Genomic DNA, 17,843 nt, shown 5'->3' with positions numbered 1-17,843 from the left:
ATAAAACAGTATCTACATAAAATACAAACCGCTCCGTTCGTAGCCCCGCTAAGCGTAGCGCGAGCGGGGGATAGTTCCCGGATAGCGGCTGGCGCTTTATCAGGGCTACTCAATCAAGCGTGGACTCGCTACCGCCAGGCGGCGAACTGTTCATCGTCGAGGTAGGCCTCGACCAGGGTTTTTGCCAGCGAATATGAACCGATCAGCGGGTGCGCCATCAGCGCCCGCACCGCCAGCGATTTATCCTGCTGCAGGATCGCCGCCACCGCCAGCCGCTCATATTCTTTCACACAGGAAATCATATTCTTCTGCGCCACCGGCACCTTGACTGGCGTTACCGGCTTGAGGCCGTCCCGGCTCAGGTCGCAGCTGATCTCGATCACGTCGTCCGGGCGTAAAAAATCGAGCGTGCCATTATTCTGGATCGATACCACGATCCGCTTGGTGGTGGTGCTGTTCACCGCTTCCAGAATATCCAGCGCCACCCCGGCATAGCCGCCGGTGTCCGGCTCTTCGATAAACTGGCGCAGCGTCAGCGGTTCGCGGGTGTGGAATTTCTCCTGCTGCGACTCGTTTTGCATATAGCTGTTTTCCCGGCGCAGGTAATGCTGCATCCAGATGGTGAAGGCGGCTTCCGGCTGCGTTCTGGCATCCACGGTGCGCAGCGCCTCGCGCATCTCATGATTGATGCGGGCGATCTGCTCTCCGCGCGTCTCGCCGGCCTCCTGAATCGCCTTCAGCGCTACCTCTCGGTAGTAGTAATAATAGAGATATTCATTGAGCAGTTGATTATCGCAAAGCCGTACCAGCTCGGGTGAGAAGTACTGCATCGCCGTCTTCTGATACAGTTCCGGGCTGGCAATCAGCCGTTCAGTCACCTCTTCTCCGCGTACGGTGAAATGGGTAAACCATGAGAAATGGTTCAGCCCATAGCATTCCACGCTGAGGTCGCGCTCCTCACAGCCAAGGATCGCGGGCAGTTCACGAATTAGCTCGGAGGGAGCGTCGCAGATCCCATAGACCCGGCGCTTAAAGCCGGACTTGACGATCGCTTCTGTCACCAGGCCGGACGGGTTGGTAAAGTTAAACAGAATGGCGTCTTCGGCGGCATGTTCTTCGATCAGCCGGCAATAGCGAAGGATCGCCGGGATCGAGCGCATGGCCATGGCGAAACCGCCGGCGCCGGTGGTCTCCTGGCCGAGAGTGTTATGGGCAAGCGCAATGCGCTCGTCGCGAATGCGGCTTTCGTCACCGCCAACCCGCAGAGTGGTAATGATATAATTGGCGTTCTGCAGCGCCGCGACCGGGTCGGTGGTGGTACTAAACTGAATATCCGGGCGAATGGTATTAAATACATAGCGGGCAATTTCGCCAAATACCGCCAGATTATCAGCAGAGTTATCGAGAAAAACCACTTCCGTTAAACCAATGCGGTGAGCGTTATAGGCCAGAGATTTCGCTAAAAATGCAGAGCGAACGCCGCCCCCGCCTAATACGGTTAATTTCATACAAACTCCTCATTAATTTTCTGCTAACCAGTTATCAACCCGGGAACGTACCTGTCCCACTTTGACGCCATAAATAACCTGAACTTCATTACGATTGCGTACCACGCCATTAGCGCCGGTCTTTTTTAATTGCGCGTCATCAACCCGCGCCATATCGTGCACAGCCACACGCAGACGAGTAAAACAATTATCAACGGAGACAATATTCTCCTTGCCCCCGAGACCGCGAATAATGTCATCAGTGACCGACTGCGGTTGTGCGACCTTCTGGCGGTACTCTGCTTTGCTGTAGAGCTTCACGTTTTCGTCATCTTCCCGACCCGGCGTTTTCAGGTTCAGCTTCACCACCAGGGTGCGGAAAATCACGTAGTAGACGGCAAACTGGCCGATACCGATCAGGACATATCCCGGCCAGCGGGTTAAAGAGACCGGCAGCGGCAGGTTATAGATCAGAAACTCAATCAGGCCCGATGCCCCCCAGGGACGCACGGTGAAGATGTCGCAAATCGCCTGCGAGGCGGCGGTTAACGTCGCGTGGATCACCCACAGCAGCGGCGAGACAAACAAGAAAGTAAACTCAATCGGTTCGGTGATGCCGGTCAGCATCGAGGTGATGATCGCCGGCAGAAGAATCGCCTTCGCCAGCGCTTTTTTCTCCGGCTTCGCGGTGTGGTAGAACGCCAGCGAGGCGCCGGCCAGGCCGAAAATAGTGGTCATCCCCTGCTGCGAGAAGCGTAAGGCTTCATTCATCACCGGGGTCAGATCTGGATGGCGCATATAGGCAAGGAAAATGGCCTGGGTGCCGGAGACGACCTGGCCGTCCACGTTCAGCGTGCCGCCAATCTGGGTGAGCTGGAACGGGGACCAGACGAAATGGTGCAGACCGGTCGGGATAAGAAATTTTTCAAAGAAACCATAGACGAAGACCCCGGCGACCCCGGCATTTTTCATAAAGCCGGTGAGGGCGGAGATGCCATGGGTCATAAAAGGCCAAATCCAGGTAAAGGCGATAGCATAGAAGATAACCACCGGCGTCATTGCCACCAGCGTCAGCTTGGCGCCACCGTACATCGACAGCGCGCCGGGCAGCTCAATGGCAGAGACTTTATTGTGCACCCACGCAATGGTGCAGCCGAGAATAATGCCAAGGAAAACACCCATATCCACCACCACAAAGCCCAATAGTTGGGTTTGTCCGGTGCCATAATATTCACCGTTAATTTTTTCGGCGAGTCCGTGAGTATGTTCCAGCCAGGAGTGGTTGGCGCCAAGAAACATAATAAAGCACATCACCGAAACCAGCGCGACTTCAGTTTTTTTATCTTTTGCCAGGCCATAGCTAATGCCAACGCAAAACAATAAACCAAGGTTGCCAAATAAGGGCCAAAAGGTGTCGCCGAGCATCTGCCCAAGCTGGTGTAAGAAACTGGTTTCTGCAATTAATGTCGGATTAGTTAATACTGAACTGAGGGCCAGAATTAAGCCAATGACCGGCAAGAACAATACGGCGCCGATCATGGCCCGGGAGAATTTTTGCATATTCTCCATAATACGCTGACGTATTTCAGGCATGATTGATCCTTTTATATTTGTAAGTACAGGGAGCAGCTTATTTTTATCGACTTCCAGTATTTTGGTTATAGCAACTCTGATATTTGAAAGGAACCTGTGGCGGTAAATAGGTACAAATAGCCGCGTATTGCACACAGGTTTCAGGATCTTCACCCTATCCCTTTCCCTGAAAGGGAGAGGGGTAGCCAGAGCGGAGTGTTGCAGGGAAGTGTTCCCTCTCCCCGCAAGGGAGAGGGCCAGGGTGAGGGGACTTTACTGCGGCGCGGCGGGGGCGGTGTTGACCTCGCCGTTGCGCATGGTTTGCGCGACCTGCTGTTTCTCCATATTCACGGCGCTGAGCTGTCCGTTAACCGTCGGCTTGAGCGGGGCATCGGCCTGCACGCTGCCGCTGGCGGTCAGCTGGAGATTACCATCTCCGCTAATGGGCAGAGCGGGCCAGCCCCAGGCCTGCAGAATACCCAGCGGCACGCCGCGGCCGTTCAGGCTGAGATTGACCTGGCGCTGGGGCAGCTGCGACACCGCTGCGGTGGCCTGCAGAATGCCGCGCTCGGTGAAGGCGCTGAGCTCGGTAATATTGACCGTCGACACCGTGGCGCTCAGCTTAAGTGACGGGCGGCGCACGTCAACTCGGTTAAAGGTCGCCGCCGCGGCGTTCAGCGTCGCGCTGCCGTTCCATACCCCCCAGTTGCCGTTTTTCACCAGCTGCAGCTCGCCGCCATAGCCGTCGAGAGCGGTTATTTGCCACGGGAAGGCAGGATCCACATCGATGATCAGGTTGCGGCTGGCGCTAAATTTTTTCAGCGTCAGGCTTTGCAGCCAGGCTGGCAGCGGTGCCATCCACAGCTGTTTCCAGTTCGCCGGCAGCGTGTACTCCAGCCCGGCAAAGGCGGTATCGTCGAGCACCAGGGCGTTCCCGGCGCGCAGCCAGTTGCCGGAGGTGCGCACCATGCCGCCCTCCCAGCGTGAGGTAAATTGGCGCAGCGCAATGCCCTGCGGAGAGAATTCGGCGTTGAGGATCGGGTCGAAGAAGTGCAGCGAGCCGTAGATAAATTCGCTGGCGTTCATCGACAGCGTGCCGTCCTCGCTCTGCCAGCCGCCGTGGCTAAGCGTCAGGTTGCGCAGGCTCAGGTCGAGGTCGGTTACCGCCCAGTCCGGCCCCTGCAGGCGGGCGTCGGTGATATCCAGGCGGCCAATCTGCAGAGAAGGGACGGTGGTCAGCGGGGCGAAAAAGTCGGCCAGCGAGGCGGCGCTTTGCAGTCGAATCTCGTTGAGCTGGAGGTTATCCACCCGCCAGCTGCCGTCGGCGCTGCGTTTCGCATTGCCGGTTAAGGTGCCGCGGGCGACATCGGCGCCGAGGGTGGAGAGGGTGACCTCGCCCTGATCAATCTTACCCTGAATCAGAACGTTGCTGGCTTCGACGCCATTGAGGGTCATCGAGCCCGCACTCATCTGGATCTGCGCCGTTTTCCCCAGCACATTGCCCGCTTCCGGCGTCCATGGGCTGACGCCGCCGGTGACGCGCTGCGCGCTGAGCGCCCAGCCGGTTTCCGGGCTGTTGAAAGCCATATTGCGCAACATCAACCGGTCGGCAGCGAACGGCAGGTCGGCAGAGTGGGGCGACAGATTCAGGGTGCCGCCGTTAAGCACAATCTCATCTGCATGCAGCGGATCGCTAAACTGGCGGGTGCTGAAGCCAATATCGACCGTTTTTGCCACCAGGGTTGCCGGCTTGCCTTCCCGGCCAAAGGTGACGTTTTGCAGCTGCACATGAAGAGGAGAGGAGAAATCGTGTTCCATCGCATCAAAGGAGACCTGCCAGCCGGTGCCATTGCTCAGCCAGGCGCTGGCCTGGCGGGCGCCCCAGTGGGTTTGCAGCAGGAACCACGCGCCAATAATGACGAGCAGCAGAGCGACTAGCAGCCAGAGAATCAGCTTTCCAAGAAATTTCATGGTCTTCCATTCTGTGAGATGCACATAACCGTGTTATGCCCGATTTAGGCGCACTTCTCAAGGCAGGCGTGGTTTATTTCGGTGATGGGGCGGTGGCCGAGGGCAACGCTGGCGCGTCCCGGCCGATGCTACGACCGGGAGCGCGTCAGATCAGGCTTTTTCTGGCGGGAAAATTAAATTCAGAACAATCGCCGTGATACCGCCGGCGGCGATGCCGGAGGAGAGCAGGTTCTTCAGCCAGTCCGGCGCGAACTGCAGGATCAGCGGCTGCTGCGATACGCCAAGACCCACCGCCAGCGACAGGGCGATAATCAGGATCGCCCGGCGGTTCAGCGGCTCGCGGGAAACGATGCGCACGCCGGATGCGGCAATGGTACCGAACATCACCAGCGTCGCGCCGCCAAGTACCGGCTCAGGAATATGCTGCACAAAGCCGCTTACCGCTGGGAACAGGCCGAGCACAATCAGCATCAGCGCCACCACAAAGCCCACATAGCGGCTGGCGACGCCGGTCAGCTGGATCACGCCGTTGTTCTGGCCGAAGCAGGAGTTCGGGAAGGTATTGAAAACGGCGGAAACAAAGGAGTTCAGGCCGTTAGCCAGCACGCCGCCTTTCAGGCGTTTCATATACAGCGGACCGGAGACCGGCTGTTCGGAGACGTCGGAGGTGGCGGTGATGTCGCCGATGGTTTCCAGGGAGGTGATCATAAATACCAGCATCAGGGGCAGCAGCAGGCTCCAGTCGATGCCGAGGCCATAGTAGAGCGGCGTCGGGACGGTGATGAGGCTGCTGTTGGTTGAGGCGGTGTTGGCCGGCAGCATATCGAGGAACCACGCCGCCAGATAGCCCGCCGCCATGGCGATCACCAGCGAAGCGATGCGCAGGTACGGGTTGCGCTGGCGGTTGAGGATAATAATCAGCGCCAGCACGATGCCCGCCAGCAGCAGGTTCTTCGGCGCGCCAAAGGTATGGTCGGCCATCGCCGCGTAGCCACCGCCGATGGAGGTCAGTCCGACCTGAATCAGCGACAGGCCGATAATCATCACCACCACGCCGGAGACCAACGGGGTAATGATGCGGCGCGCGAGGTGCAGGACGCGGGAGAGGACCATTTCCGTGCAACTGGCCAGCATCAGGGTGCCGAACAGGGCGGCCATCATGGTCGGAACGTCGGCGCCGCCGGTTTTCAGCGCGGTGCCGCCCATGATCAGCGGGGCGACAAAGTTGAAGCTGGTGCCCTGAATGGAGAGCAGCCCGGAGCCGACCGGGCCCCAGGCTTTGATCTGGATAATAGAGGCGACGCCGGAGGCGAACAGCGACATGCTGATGATGTGTTGGGTATCTTGCGCCGGGAGACCGAGAGCCTGACAGATTAACAGCGCCGGGGTGATCACCGCGACAAACATCGCCAGCAGGTGCTGGAAGGCGGCGAACAGGGTTTGCGGAAGCGGCGGGCGATCTTCGAGGCGGTAGATTAATTCGCTGGCTGGTTTGTGCGCAACCGGTTGCGCATTTTCTGACTCTGCGGTGTTAACGGACATCACAAGCAATCCCAAGGTGGCAAAGCGGGGATTTTATCGGACTGTAGACCAAAAGCAAACGTTTGCCAGCGTTTAGTCATTAAAATTTATGCCATGAATATGCGCAACGGGATTATTAACATTTTGTATGCTAAATCGCATCATTCAGGATACAAAATATCTTTTTCTGTCATTTTTTCCGCCGTTCTGCGTAAAATCCCCCTCTGACTCCTCATGATGAGAAGCTAAAGACACCAGGAATATCGTCGCGTGTGAATGGATCATGCGCCCATAAGGAGCTTTTTATGTTTCACCTCGATACCTTATCGACGCTCGTTGCCGCAACGCTTGTGCTGTTACTCGGCAGAAAACTCGTACAAACCGTTCCCTTCCTCAAGAAATATACCATTCCTGAACCCGTTGCCGGTGGTCTGCTGGTGGCGCTGGCGCTGCTGGTGCTGAAAAAAAGCATGGATATCGAAATTGATTTCGATATGAGCCTGAAAGATCCGCTGATGCTGGCGTTCTTCGCTACTATCGGCCTTAACGCCAACCTCGCCAGCCTGCGGGCGGGCGGCAAAGTGCTGGGCACATTTCTGATCGTGGTGGTCGGCCTGCTGCTCCTGCAGAATGCCCTCGGTATCGGCATGGCGAAGCTGCTGGGGCTGGATCCGCTAATGGGGCTGCTGGCCGGATCTATTACCCTTTCCGGCGGCCACGGCACCGGGGCGGCATGGAGTAAGCTGTTCGTCGAGCGCTACGGTTTTGCCAATGCCACCGAAGTGGCGATGGCCTGCGCGACCTTTGGCCTGGTGTTGGGTGGTCTGATCGGCGGCCCGGTGGCGCGTTATCTGGTGAAACACTCTTCCTCACCGGACGGGACCCCGGACGATCAGATGGCGCCGACCGCCTTTGAAAAGCCCGACGTAGGGCGGGTGATCACCTCGCTGGTGCTGATTGAAAGTATTGCCCTTATCGCTATCTGTCTGACGGTGGGTAAGGTTGTTGCGCAACTGCTGGCGGGAAGCGTCTTCGAGCTGCCCACCTTCGTCTGCGTATTGTTTATCGGCGTGATCCTCAGCAACAGCCTGGCGCTGGCGGGGCTGTATCGGGTGTTCGATCGCGCAGTATCGGTGCTGGGTAACGTCAGCCTGTCGCTGTTCCTCGCCATGGCGCTGATGAGCCTCAAGCTGTGGGAGCTGGCTTCCCTGGCGCTGCCGATGATTATTATCCTGGCGGTGCAATCAGTGGCGATGGCCCTGTATGCGGTGTTCGTCACCTACCGGATGATGGGCAAGAATTATGATGCCGCGGTGCTGGCGGCGGGCCATTGCGGCTTTGGTCTGGGCGCAACGCCGACGGCGATTGCCAATATGCAGGCGATTACCGACCGTTTTGGCCCGTCACATATGGCCTTCCTGGTGGTGCCGATGGTGGGGGCGTTCTTTATCGATATCGTCAACGCGCTGGTGATTAAGCTGTACCTGCTGCTGCCGATGTTTGGCTGATAAAAAACCCGGAGGCGGTGCTGCGCACCTGTCCGGGCTACAAGATCGTGCTGTTTGGGGTTTTGTAGCCCGGCTAAGGCGTTTACGCCGCAAGCCGGGAATACCTTCACAATCTTACGCTTCGTCGTGCTCTTCCCACGCTAACGCGCGTTTTACCGCTTTCTTCCAGCCGCTGTAACGATAGTTGCGCTCGGTGGTTTCAATCCCCGGGCGGAATTCGCGCTCAATCACCGCTTTTTCCTGCAGCTCGTCCAGATTCTGCCAGAAGCCTACCGCCAGGCCGGCCAGGTAGGCCGCGCCCAGCGCCGTCACTTCGCGCACTTCCGGCCGCTCGACGCGGGTGCCGAGGATATCGGACTGGAACTGCATCAGGAAGTTGTTGGCCACCGCGCCGCCGTCCACGCGCAGAGCGTGCAGGCGAATACCGGAGTCAGCCTGCATTGCTTCCAGCACGTCGCGAGTCTGATAGGCGATAGACTCCAGGGTGGCACGAATAATGTGGTTCGAGTTCACGCCACGGGTCAGGCCGAAGATCGCGCCGCGGGCGTACGGGTCCCAGTAGGGTGCGCCAAGGCCGGTAAAGGCCGGTACCACATACACGCCGTTGGTGTCCTTCACTTTGGTGGCGAAGTACTCGGAGTCGAACGCATCGCTGATGAGCTTCATCTCGTCGCGCAGCCACTGAATAGACGCGCCGGCCATAAACACCGCCCCTTCCAGGGCATAGTTCACCTCGCCGCGCGGGCCGCAGGCGATGGTAGTCAGCAGACCGTGAGTAGAGGTAACCGCTTTTTCACCGGTGTTCATCAGCATAAAGCAGCCGGTACCGTAAGTGTTTTTCGCCATCCCTTCTTTGACGCACAGCTGGCCGAACAGGGCCGCCTGCTGGTCACCGGCGATCCCGGCGATAGGAATACGGGTCCCGCCTTTACCACCGATGTTGGTCTGGCCGTACACTTTGGATGACTTACGTACTTCCGGCAGCATGGCACGCGGGATGTCCAGCGCGTCCAGCATCTTGTCGTCCCAGTCCAGGTCGTGGATGTTGAACAACATGGTACGTGAGGCGTTGGTGTAGTCGGTGACGTGCACGCGGCCCTGGGTCATCTTCCAGATAAGCCAGGTGTCAACGGTGCCGAACAGCAGCTCGCCGCGTTTCGCACGCTCACGGGAACCTTCGACATGGTCGAGGATCCATTTCACCTTGGTGCCGGAGAAGTAGGGGTCCACCACCAGGCCTGTGGCCTTGCGGATATACTCTTCCATTCCGTCACGTTTGAGCTGCTCGCAAATCTCCGCGGTACGGCGGCACTGCCAGACGATAGCGTTGTAAATCGGTTTGCCGGTCTCGCGTTCCCACACCACCACGGTCTCACGCTGGTTGGTGATACCGATGGCCGCGATCTGATCGGAGCTAATATCCGCTTTGGCCAGCGCTTCGACCAGCGTCGAGCTTTGGGAAGCCCAGATTTCCATCGGATCGTGTTCGACCCAGCCCGGCTTAGGATAAATTTGTTCAAATTCTCGCTGGGAGACGCTGACGATATTGGCATCATGATCCATCACAACGGCCCGGGAGCTGGTAGTGCCCTGGTCAAGCGCAACGATATATTTTTTGTCGGTCATAGTCGGTGTCCCGTAGTCAAATTACAGCGAAGCTTTATGTTGAGTGGGCGAAGAGGAGGGGCTCTGTTGCTCTTCTTCCACGCAGGTGTCGCAAGGCAGGTGGCGGCCAATCAGCTTACGATAGCTGAATGCGCCCAGCGCGGCGCCGACCACCGGTGCGCACAGCGGCACCAGGAAATAAGGAATATCTTTGCCGCCGGTGAAGGCGACGTCGCCCCAGCCGGCCAGCCAGGCGAAGGCTTTCGGGCCGATATCACGCGCCGGGTTCATGGCGAAGCCGGTCAGCGGTCCCATGGAGGCGCCAATCACCGCAATCAGCAGGCCGATCAGCAGCGGGGCAAGCGGGCCACGCGGCACGCCGTTGCCATCGTCGGTCAGCGCCAGGATGACGCCCATCAGGATAGCGGTAATCACCATCTCTACCGCGAAGGCCTGCACAAAATTGATATGCGGGTTCGGATAGGTGGAGAAGATGCCGGCCAGATCGAGGCTTTCCACGCTGCCGCGGACCATATGGTGGGTGGTTTCATAATCGAGGAAAAGATTGTAATAAAGCCCGTAAACTAATGCCGCAGCGCAAAAGGCGCCAGCGAATTGCGAAATGATAAAAGGGACCACTTTGCGGCCATCGAAGCAGGCGAACAGCCAGAGCGCGATAGTTACCGCAGGGTTAAGGTGTGCACCGGAAACCCCGGCGGTCAGGTAGATCGCCATGGCGACGCCCAGACCCCAGATGATGCTGATTTCCCATTGCCCGAAGCTGGCTCCCGCGACCTTGAGCGCAGCCACGCACCCAACGCCGAAAAAGATCAACAACCCGGTACCGAGGAACTCTGCGATGCACTGGCCTTTTAAGGTTGATGTTTGGCTCATAATCGAATCCTGAAGCGTGGTGATGATTATTGTATGTAGGGTGGTCACAGACGACCATATTGCCATGTAGGCATAGTGTTAATTTATCGTTAACGAGCAAAAACGAGAAATATCGAACTTCAAATGTGTGTACCGCGTCAAGAAAATGAGCGTTTTCGCGCCATTCGCGCGCATTGGGACTTCTGCCGGAGCGTTTCACCTCGCATTTTGTTAACCATAAAATTAACAATGACTCATGAAGTACGAGCGAACTGCGCTGAAAGCACCAGGTAAAGACTGAAAAGTGTTGCAAACCGCAATCTGCGCGGCTTGCCGCTGGACAGGGGCGGCGGGGATTCATACAATCGACGATAACACCGCTATGTGCGCTAATTTTCGTTAAGGCGGGACCGCGTATACGAAACACGAGTTTCTATCAACGCCTTGCAAGTTCAGGAGAGGTATGACGATGTCATTAGAAGTGTTTGAGAAATTAGAATCTAAGGTTCAGCAGGCGATTGATACCATCACTCTGTTGCAGATGGAAATCGAAGAGCTGAAAGAAAAGAACAACACCCTGGTGCAGGAAGTTCAGAGCGCGCAGCATGGTCGTGAAGAGCTGGAGCGCGAAAACAGCCAGTTGAAAGAGCAGCAGCAGGGCTGGCAGGAACGTCTGCAGGCGCTACTGGGCCGCATGGAAGAAGTCTAATCGTGTCGCGCCCTCTCCCGTCCGGGAGGGGGCAATCCTCCCTCACCGCTTTATATCCACAAGTTATAGCCAATCTTTTTTTATTCTTTAATCATTGATTCGCTTTCTGGCACGCTTAGTCCATCACAACACACATAAAGAGAGCGGTGCGATGAATAAGTGGGGCGTAGGGTTAACTCTGTTGCTGGCATCCGCCAGCGTTCTGGCAAAAGACATTCAGCTATTAAACGTATCTTATGATCCAACGCGCGAGCTGTACGAACAGTACAACAAAGCGTTCAGCGCGCACTGGAAGCAGGAGACCGGCGACAACGTGGTGATCCGCCAGTCGCACGGCGGCTCCGGCAAACAGGCGACCTCGGTAATTAACGGTATTGAAGCGGATGTGGTCACGCTGGCGCTGGCCTATGACGTAGACGCCATTGCTGAACGCGGCCGTATCGATAAAAACTGGCTGAAACGCCTGCCGGATAACTCCGCGCCGTATACCTCCACCATCGTGTTCCTTGTCCGCAAGGGCAACCCGAAACAGATCCATGACTGGAACGATCTGATCAAACCGGGCGTGTCGGTCATCACCCCGAACCCGAAAAGCTCCGGCGGCGCTCGCTGGAACTACCTGGCGGCCTGGGGCTATGCCCTGCATCAGAACCATGGCGACCAGGCGAAAGCTCAGGAATTCGTCAAGGCGCTGTATAAAAACGTAGAAGTGCTGGACTCCGGCGCGCGCGGTTCGACCAATACCTTCGTAGAACGCGGTATCGGCGATGTGCTGATCGCCTGGGAAAACGAAGCGCTGCTGGCCACCAACGAACTGGGTAAAGACAAGTTTGAAATCGTGACCCCGAGTGAGTCGATTCTCGCTGAGCCGACCGTTTCGGTGGTTGATAAAGTCGTGGATAAGAAAGGCACGCGCCAGGTGGCGGAAGCGTACCTGAAGTATCTCTACTCGCCGGAAGGCCAGGAGATTGCGGCGAAGAACTTCTACCGTCCGCGCGATCCGAATGTGGCGAAAAAATACGCCAATGAGTTCCCGAAACTGAAGCTGTTTACCATCGATCAGGAGTTCGGCGGCTGGACGAAAGCGCAGAAAGAGCACTTCTCCAACGGCGGCACCTTCGACCAGATTAGCCAGCGTTAATCCTCGTGTCCCTGCTTGCGCTATGCTTAGCAGGGCTACAGTTCTGCACCGTGCGGTAGCCCGGGTAAGGCGCCAGCCGCTACCCGGGGATCCCTGCTTGCGCTATGCTTAGCAGGGCTACAGTTCTGCACCGTGCGGTAGCCCGGGTAAGGCGCCAGCCGCTACCCGGGGATCCCTGCTTGCGCTACGCTTAGCAGGGCTACGGTTTTTCGCCGTCTGGTAGCCCGGGTAAGGCGTCAGCCGCTACCCGGGAAAACGCCTCACCCGCCATCTGTTTTCATTTAGTCATCAAATTACGTTACTCTTCCGCTTCAGGCTTAACAGGGAATGAAAATGAGAAGAGTAAGATACTTTTTGCTGGCACTGCTGGTGGCGATCCTCGCGGCGCTGGCGGGCGGCTACTACTGGCTGCACTCTGGCAACCCGGACGCGTTGCGCAAGATTGTTCTGCAGCAGTGCGTTCCCCATCAGCAACAGCAGCAAAACCCGTCGCCGTGCGCGGAAGTGAACCTCAAGGGCGGCTATGTGCTGTTTAAAGACCGTAACGGCCCGCTGCAGTATTTGCTGATGCCGACCTACCGCATCAACGGCACCGAAAGCCCGCTGCTGCTGGACCCGTTAACGCCGAACTTTTTCTGGCAGGCCTGGCAGGGACGTGAAATCATGAGTCAGCGCCACGGCGCGCCGGTTCCAGATAACGCGGTATCGCTGGCGATCAACTCGCGCAGCGGGCGCACGCAAAACCATTTCCATATTCATATCTCCTGCCTGCGCCCCGATGTACGCGCGCAGTTAGATAAGGAGGCGGCCGCGGTCAGCAGCCGCTGGCTGCCGCTGCCGGGCGGGCTCCAGGGCCATGAATACCTGGCGCGTCGGGTGACGGAGGCCGAACTGGCCCAGCGCAGCCCGTTCCTGATGCTGGCGGAAGAGGTGCCGGAGGCGCGTGAACATATGGGACGCTTCGCGCTGGCGATGGCGCAGCAGAGCGACGGCTCGCTGGTGCTGCTGGCGACGGAGCGTAATCTGCTGACCTTGAACCGGGCTTCAGCGGAAGAAATTCAGGATCATCGCTGCGCCATCCTTAATGCAAACCACTAGTTCTGGCGTTTACCTGTCTAACCTGTCGTCGTATTCTTGCTGAAAAAAACGACAGGAGACAGGCATGTCGCTCTGGCTTACCCACCCGCTATTCCTTCCTTCACTGATTGTCGGCGTCACCATTGTCCTCTGGGCGACGTCGCTGCTGCCGGAATTTATCACCGCCCTGCTGTTCTTCGCGGCGGCGATGATGGCGAAAATCGCCCCCCCGGAGGTGATCTTCGGCGGCTTTGCCTCTTCGGCGTTCTGGCTGGTGTTCAGCGGCTTTGTGCTCGGCATCGCCATCCGTAAAACCGGGCTGGCGGACCGGGCGGCGCAGGCGCTGTCTGCGCGGCTCACTGACTCCTGGCCGCGGATGGTCGCCAGCGTGGTATTGCTGAGCTACGCCCTGGCGTTCGTGATGCCTTCCAACATGGGGCGTATCGCGCTGTTGATGCCGATCGTGGCGGCGATGGCCCGCCGCGCGGGCATTGCCGACGGTAGCCGCGGCTGGTTCGGCCTGGCGCTGGCGGTGGGGTTCGGCACTTTTCAGCTGTCGGCGACGATTTTGCCCGCCAACGTGCCGAATCTGGTGATGAGCGGCGCGGCGGAAGGTTCTTACGGTATCCATCTGAATTATGTTCCCTATTTACTGCTGCACACGCCGGTGCTTGGCTGGCTGAAAGGGATAGTGCTGGTGGCGCTGATTTGCTGGCTGTTTCCCGGCAAGCCGCATCCGCCGCGCGACCTGGCGCCGCTGCCGGCGATGAGCGGCGACGAGAAGCGTCTGGCGTGGCTGCTGGCGGTGGTCCTCACGCTATGGGTGACGGAGAGCTGGCACGGCGTCGGCCCGGCGTGGGCCGGCCTGGCGGCGGCCGTGGTCACACTGTTGCCGCGGGTGGGCTTTATCAGCGGCGAGGAGTTCGCCAGCGGGGTGAATATGCGCACCTGCATTTATGTTGCCGGCATTTTGGGACTGGCGATTACCGTGACCCAAACCGGGATTGGCGGCGCGGTGGGCAATGCGCTGCTGCAGGTAATGCCGCTGGATAAAGATAATCCGTTCACCAGCTTCCTGGCGCTGACCGGAATTACCAGCGCGCTGAACTTTATTATGACCGCCAACGGCGTCCCGGCACTGTATACCACTTTTGCGCAGAGCTTTGCCGATGCGACCGGTTTCCCGCTGCTCAGCGTGATTATGATTCAGGTGCTGGGCTATTCCACGCCGCTGCTGCCGTACCAGGCGTCGCCGATCGTAGTGGCGATGGGGTTAGGCAAGGTCCCGGCGAGGGCGGGAATGCAACTGTGTCTGGCGCTGGCAGTGGTGAGCTATCTGATTTTGCTGCCGCTGGATTACGCGTGGTATCAGCTGTTGGGGAAACTGTAACGGCAAAAGAAAGCCCGGCTTGCGCTGTGCTAAGCCGGGCTCCCGAGTGTTATCAGTCATCCCGGTCGCGTTTCGCCACCGGGAAAAGCGGATTACGCTTTTTTCGCTGCTTCTGCTGCTTTAACGATCACCGCGAAAGCGTCAGCTTTCAGGGAAGCGCCGCCAACCAGCGCGCCGTCGATGTCCGGCTGGGTGAACAGCTCTGCGGCGTTGCCAGCGTTAACGGAACCGCCGTACTGGATGATCACTTGCTCAGCGATTTTGGCGTCAGCTTTAGCAATGTGGTCACGGATGAATTTGTGCACCGCCTGCGCCTGAGCCGGGGTCGCTGATTTGCCAGTACCGATAGCCCATACTGGTTCGTAAGCGATAACCACGCCTTCGAAAGCGGCAGCGCCCTGGGTTTTCAGCACGGCGTCGATCTGACGTGCGCAAACTTCTTCCGTTTTGCCCGCTTCGTTTTCCGCTTCGGTTTCACCGATGCACAGAACCGGGGTCAGACCCTGCTCTTTCAGCACGGCGAATTTCTTCGCGATCAGCTCGTCGGATTCTTTGTGGTAGGTACGACGCTCGGAGTGGCCGATGATGATGTACTGCGCGCCGATATCTTTCAGCATTTCGGCGGAGGTTTCACCGGTGAATGCGCCGGACAGGTTCACGTCAACGTTCTGCGCGCCCAGGTGAATGTGGCTGCCTTCTGCCGCGCGCTTAGCCAGGTCCAGATACATTTCCGGCGGGGCGATGGCAACTGCACAGCCGCTTACGCCAGCCAGCTCGGTACGCAGGTTCGCAACCAGTTCGTTTACCATGTGGCGGCTGCCGTTCAGTTTCCAGTTACCCATCACTAAAGGATGTCGCATTTTAATTCTCCACGCTACTTAAGCGAATTAAGGAATATAGCCGCCCCAGAGGGCAGCATGGTCTGTGAAACAGTATAGAGACTCGTCACTGGAAAGGCTTTGCTTTTTGTCATTTATTGTTACCTTCCAGCGTTTCAGATAGCGCCAGCTTAATCGGTTCAATGGCGAAGGTCAGGCCCTTTTCCCCATGATCTGCCACCACATAGCGCACGGCGCCTTCGGTATCGGCGAAGTAGCGCTTGCCCTTGCCGGCGGCCAGCAGTTTCTGCAGTTTTTGCTGGCTTTGCGCCTGGCTAAAAGTCGGCACGAAGGCGCGGATCATGGCGCTCATATACTCCAGCGCTTTGGTCCTGGCCGCCTTTTGCTCCGGCCCCTGGATCGGCAGCCAGGTGATCTGCATGGATTTGATCTTCAGCGTGCCGCGCTCCAGCGCGGTGGAGGCATAGAGATTTTCGTTAATTTTGCTGGCGGCGCGGGTCAGGTTAGCCCGATCGCGACTGGTGGCGATGGAACGGAATTCGTTCAGAGGCAGCTTTGGGTTATCGGCGTTGAATTTCTCGCGGAACTGACTGATCGACTGGTCAAAGCTCGGCGCGCCGGCGAGCAGGTAGGGCGCTGCCGCGGTCGTCGATTCGCTCTCTGCGGACAACGCGTGCGGGCCGACGGCAAGGCCCATCAGCCCACTTAACCACAAAATTGTCCACTTCTTCATGCCCGTCGTTCCTTTTTTTGCCTGCTGACGATTAAATCGGGAAGCGCGGCGCTTGTCAAAAAGTCACGACGCCAGGGTAAACTACGCAGACGATGATGATAAGGAAAAACGCATGACCCTACAGCAGTGGTTATTCTCAATTAAAGGGCGCATTGGCCGCCGCGATTTCTGGATCTGGATTGCCATCTGGCTGGTGACCATGAGCGCCTTGTTTACCCTGGCAGGCAGCAATCTGCTCAACCTGCAGACGGCGGCGTTTATTATCGTCTGCCTGCTGTGGCCGACGGCGGCGGTGGTGGTCAAGCGGCTGCACGATCGCGGCAAATCCGGGCTGTGGGCGCTGCTGATGGTTCTGGCGTGGATGCTGCTGGCGGGGAACTGGGCGATGTTGCCGCAGGTCTGGCAGTGGGGCGTCGGGCGCTTTGTGCCGACGCTGATTATCGTCATGATGCTGATCGACCTGGGGGCGTTTGTCGGCACCCAGGGCGAGAATAAGTTCGGCAAGGAGACCCAGGACGTGCGCTGGAAAGCGGACGCCTGATTACCAGTAGTGCTCCGCCGTCATATGGCCCGGCCGGCGACGCAGATGTTTGGTCATCTGCCGGGTCTCTTTTAACAGCTGTTGGGTATCGCGCACCATTTGCGGGTTGCCGCACAGCATCACATGGCTGGTGTCGGTGGTCATCGGCAGGCCGACGGCCTCTTCCAGCGCGCCGGTTTCAATCAGAAACGGCACCCGGCCGGTCAGCGAGCCTTCCACGGTTTCGCGGCTGACCACCGTCTGAATACGGAGTTTGCCGGCATAGCGCTGCTCCAGTTCGCGCATTAGCGGCAGATAGCTCAGGTCCGCGGCGTAGCGGACGGCGTGGACCAGCACCAGGTTGTTAAAGCGCTCAAGGTCCTTGCCTTCCTGCAAAATTGACAGGTACGGCCCCAGCGCAGTGCCGGTCGCCAGCATCCACAGGGTATCGCAATCCGGTACTTCCTCGAGGACGAAGAAACCTGCCGCTTCACTCACCACCAGGACTTCATCGCCCGGCTTCAGCGCCGCCAGACGCGGGCTCAGCTTGCCTTCCGGGACGGTGACCAAATAGAACTCGAGGTCGGGATTGCCGGGGGCGTTGACGTAGGAGTAGGCGCGCTGCACGCGTTCGCCGTCGATTTCCAGCCCGAGCTTGGTAAATTGCCCGGCGGTAAACGGATGAACAGGCGCCCGCACGTATAAACTGAACAAGGCGTCCGTCCAGTACTCCACTTTTGTCACTTTGCCGCTAACCCAGTCCGCCATCGTCTTCTCCTGTTGCCAAGCGATGCCTTATCTTCGGTCCAGACGAGCCAGATTTCCACCCCGAAGGCGCAAGAAAGCTCTATTGATCAAATATAAACGAAGAACAGGGCAACCGCCTGCGGACGGTTG

At 58.1% G+C, this 17,843-nt stretch carries 15 protein-coding genes; 6 read left to right on the top strand and 9 right to left on the bottom strand.

Going from position 1 to position 17,843, the window contains the following annotated elements:
* Window positions 1–128 precede the first annotated feature (128 nt).
* The 4 genes from ACKLKD_RS22295 to ACKLKD_RS22280 form a co-directional block, all read right to left on the bottom strand.
* On the bottom strand, window positions 129–1,508 hold the full coding sequence (locus ACKLKD_RS22295; protein ID WP_025713943.1) for a glycoside hydrolase: 1,380 nt from the start codon (window positions 1,506–1,508) through the stop codon (window positions 129–131).
* A 12-nt stretch (window positions 1,509–1,520) separates the two neighbouring features.
* Window positions 1,521–3,080: a PTS transporter subunit EIIC gene (locus ACKLKD_RS22290; RefSeq protein ID WP_025713942.1), complete on the bottom strand. Its 1,560-nt coding sequence runs from the start codon at window positions 3,078–3,080 to the stop codon at window positions 1,521–1,523.
* Between the two features lie 252 nt (window positions 3,081–3,332).
* On the bottom strand, window positions 3,333–5,030 hold the full coding sequence (locus tag ACKLKD_RS22285) for an AsmA family protein (protein ID WP_080897627.1): 1,698 nt from the start codon (window positions 5,028–5,030) through the stop codon (window positions 3,333–3,335).
* A gap of 150 nt (window positions 5,031–5,180) precedes the next feature.
* A complete protein-coding gene (locus tag ACKLKD_RS22280; RefSeq protein ID WP_080897626.1) occupies window positions 5,181–6,572 on the bottom strand; it encodes a nucleobase:cation symporter-2 family protein in 1,392 nt (463 codons plus the stop codon).
* Between the two features lie 284 nt (window positions 6,573–6,856).
* Between ACKLKD_RS22280 and gltS the strand changes: the two genes are divergently transcribed.
* Complete coding sequence (gltS, locus tag ACKLKD_RS22275) at window positions 6,857–8,059, top strand: sodium/glutamate symporter (RefSeq protein WP_025713939.1); 1,203 nt, start codon at window positions 6,857–6,859, stop codon at window positions 8,057–8,059.
* 114 nt (window positions 8,060–8,173) lie between these two features.
* On the opposite strand, the gene glpK is transcribed toward gltS, so the two are convergent.
* On the bottom strand, window positions 8,174–9,685 hold the full coding sequence (gene glpK, locus ACKLKD_RS22270; protein ID WP_087804731.1) for a glycerol kinase GlpK: 1,512 nt from the start codon (window positions 9,683–9,685) through the stop codon (window positions 8,174–8,176).
* A 21-nt stretch (window positions 9,686–9,706) separates the two neighbouring features.
* Window positions 9,707–10,558 (bottom strand): MIP/aquaporin family protein, encoded by an 852-nt coding sequence (locus ACKLKD_RS22265; protein ID WP_025713937.1) that lies wholly within the window; start codon window positions 10,556–10,558, stop codon window positions 9,707–9,709.
* A 442-nt stretch (window positions 10,559–11,000) separates the two neighbouring features.
* On the opposite strand from ACKLKD_RS22265, the gene zapB reads away from it, so the two are divergent.
* From zapB to ACKLKD_RS22245, 4 genes are all read left to right on the top strand, one after another.
* On the top strand, window positions 11,001–11,246 hold the full coding sequence (gene zapB, locus ACKLKD_RS22260; RefSeq protein ID WP_004150222.1) for a septal ring assembly protein ZapB: 246 nt from the start codon (window positions 11,001–11,003) through the stop codon (window positions 11,244–11,246).
* Between the two features lie 151 nt (window positions 11,247–11,397).
* Window positions 11,398–12,387 (top strand): sulfate ABC transporter substrate-binding protein, encoded by a 990-nt coding sequence (locus tag ACKLKD_RS22255; RefSeq protein WP_002922936.1) that lies wholly within the window; start codon window positions 11,398–11,400, stop codon window positions 12,385–12,387.
* Between the two features lie 327 nt (window positions 12,388–12,714).
* The gene (locus tag ACKLKD_RS22250; RefSeq protein ID WP_025713936.1) at window positions 12,715–13,485 is read left to right on the top strand and encodes a CDP-diacylglycerol diphosphatase; all 771 of its coding nucleotides are present in this window, start codon (window positions 12,715–12,717) and stop codon (window positions 13,483–13,485) included.
* A 64-nt stretch (window positions 13,486–13,549) separates the two neighbouring features.
* Window positions 13,550–14,854 (top strand): SLC13 family permease, encoded by a 1,305-nt coding sequence (locus ACKLKD_RS22245; protein WP_025713935.1) that lies wholly within the window; start codon window positions 13,550–13,552, stop codon window positions 14,852–14,854.
* Window positions 14,855–14,946: 92 nt separating this feature from the next.
* On the opposite strand, the gene tpiA is transcribed toward ACKLKD_RS22245, so the two are convergent.
* Together tpiA and ACKLKD_RS22235 are read right to left on the bottom strand one after the other, a co-directional pair.
* A complete protein-coding gene (gene tpiA / locus ACKLKD_RS22240) occupies window positions 14,947–15,714 on the bottom strand; it encodes a triose-phosphate isomerase (RefSeq protein WP_002922909.1) in 768 nt (255 codons plus the stop codon).
* Window positions 15,715–15,823: 109 nt separating this feature from the next.
* A complete protein-coding gene (locus ACKLKD_RS22235) occupies window positions 15,824–16,426 on the bottom strand; it encodes a YiiQ family protein (RefSeq protein WP_002922908.1) in 603 nt (200 codons plus the stop codon).
* Window positions 16,427–16,538: 112 nt separating this feature from the next.
* On the opposite strand from ACKLKD_RS22235, the gene ACKLKD_RS22230 reads away from it, so the two are divergent.
* Entirely contained in the window at window positions 16,539–16,967 is a 429-nt protein-coding gene (locus tag ACKLKD_RS22230) for a DUF805 domain-containing protein (protein WP_002922907.1), read from the top strand.
* Here ACKLKD_RS22230 and fpr read toward each other — a convergent pair whose 3' ends face one another.
* Window positions 16,968–17,714 carry a ferredoxin--NADP(+) reductase gene (gene fpr, locus ACKLKD_RS22225; RefSeq protein ID WP_004173895.1) on the bottom strand — a complete coding sequence of 249 codons (747 nt, stop codon included), beginning with the start codon at window positions 17,712–17,714 and terminating at the stop codon, window positions 16,968–16,970.
* Window positions 17,715–17,843: the final 129 nt, after the last annotated feature.

The sequence above is a fragment of the Klebsiella sp. 10982 genome (assembly GCF_048589245.1).
Taxonomy (GTDB): domain Bacteria; phylum Pseudomonadota; class Gammaproteobacteria; order Enterobacterales; family Enterobacteriaceae; genus Klebsiella; species Klebsiella quasivariicola.
This window is presented reverse-complemented; position numbering and strand designations above follow the sequence as displayed.

Excerpts from the sequence above, each read along its gene's own strand:
- ACKLKD_RS22295 (WP_025713943.1), bottom strand. The coding sequence starts at position 1,508 with ATGAAATTAACCGTATTAGGCGGGGGCGGCGTTCGCTCTGCATTTTTA.
- ACKLKD_RS22290 (WP_025713942.1), bottom strand. The coding sequence starts at position 3,080 with ATGCCTGAAATACGTCAGCGTATTATGGAGAATATGCAAAAATTCTCC.
- ACKLKD_RS22285 (WP_080897627.1), bottom strand. The coding sequence starts at position 5,030 with ATGAAATTTCTTGGAAAGCTGATTCTCTGGCTGCTAGTCGCTCTGCTG.
- ACKLKD_RS22280 (WP_080897626.1), bottom strand. The coding sequence starts at position 6,572 with ATGTCCGTTAACACCGCAGAGTCAGAAAATGCGCAACCGGTTGCGCAC.
- gltS (WP_025713939.1), top strand. The coding sequence starts at position 6,857 with ATGTTTCACCTCGATACCTTATCGACGCTCGTTGCCGCAACGCTTGTG.
- glpK (WP_087804731.1), bottom strand. The coding sequence starts at position 9,685 with ATGACCGACAAAAAATATATCGTTGCGCTTGACCAGGGCACTACCAGC.
- ACKLKD_RS22265 (WP_025713937.1), bottom strand. The coding sequence starts at position 10,558 with ATGAGCCAAACATCAACCTTAAAAGGCCAGTGCATCGCAGAGTTCCTC.
- zapB (WP_004150222.1), top strand. The coding sequence starts at position 11,001 with ATGACGATGTCATTAGAAGTGTTTGAGAAATTAGAATCTAAGGTTCAG.
- ACKLKD_RS22255 (WP_002922936.1), top strand. The coding sequence starts at position 11,398 with ATGAATAAGTGGGGCGTAGGGTTAACTCTGTTGCTGGCATCCGCCAGC.
- ACKLKD_RS22250 (WP_025713936.1), top strand. The coding sequence starts at position 12,715 with ATGAAAATGAGAAGAGTAAGATACTTTTTGCTGGCACTGCTGGTGGCG.
- ACKLKD_RS22245 (WP_025713935.1), top strand. The coding sequence starts at position 13,550 with ATGTCGCTCTGGCTTACCCACCCGCTATTCCTTCCTTCACTGATTGTC.
- tpiA (WP_002922909.1), bottom strand. The coding sequence starts at position 15,714 with ATGCGACATCCTTTAGTGATGGGTAACTGGAAACTGAACGGCAGCCGC.
- ACKLKD_RS22235 (WP_002922908.1), bottom strand. The coding sequence starts at position 16,426 with ATGAAGAAGTGGACAATTTTGTGGTTAAGTGGGCTGATGGGCCTTGCC.
- ACKLKD_RS22230 (WP_002922907.1), top strand. The coding sequence starts at position 16,539 with ATGACCCTACAGCAGTGGTTATTCTCAATTAAAGGGCGCATTGGCCGC.
- fpr (WP_004173895.1), bottom strand. The coding sequence starts at position 17,714 with ATGGCGGACTGGGTTAGCGGCAAAGTGACAAAAGTGGAGTACTGGACG.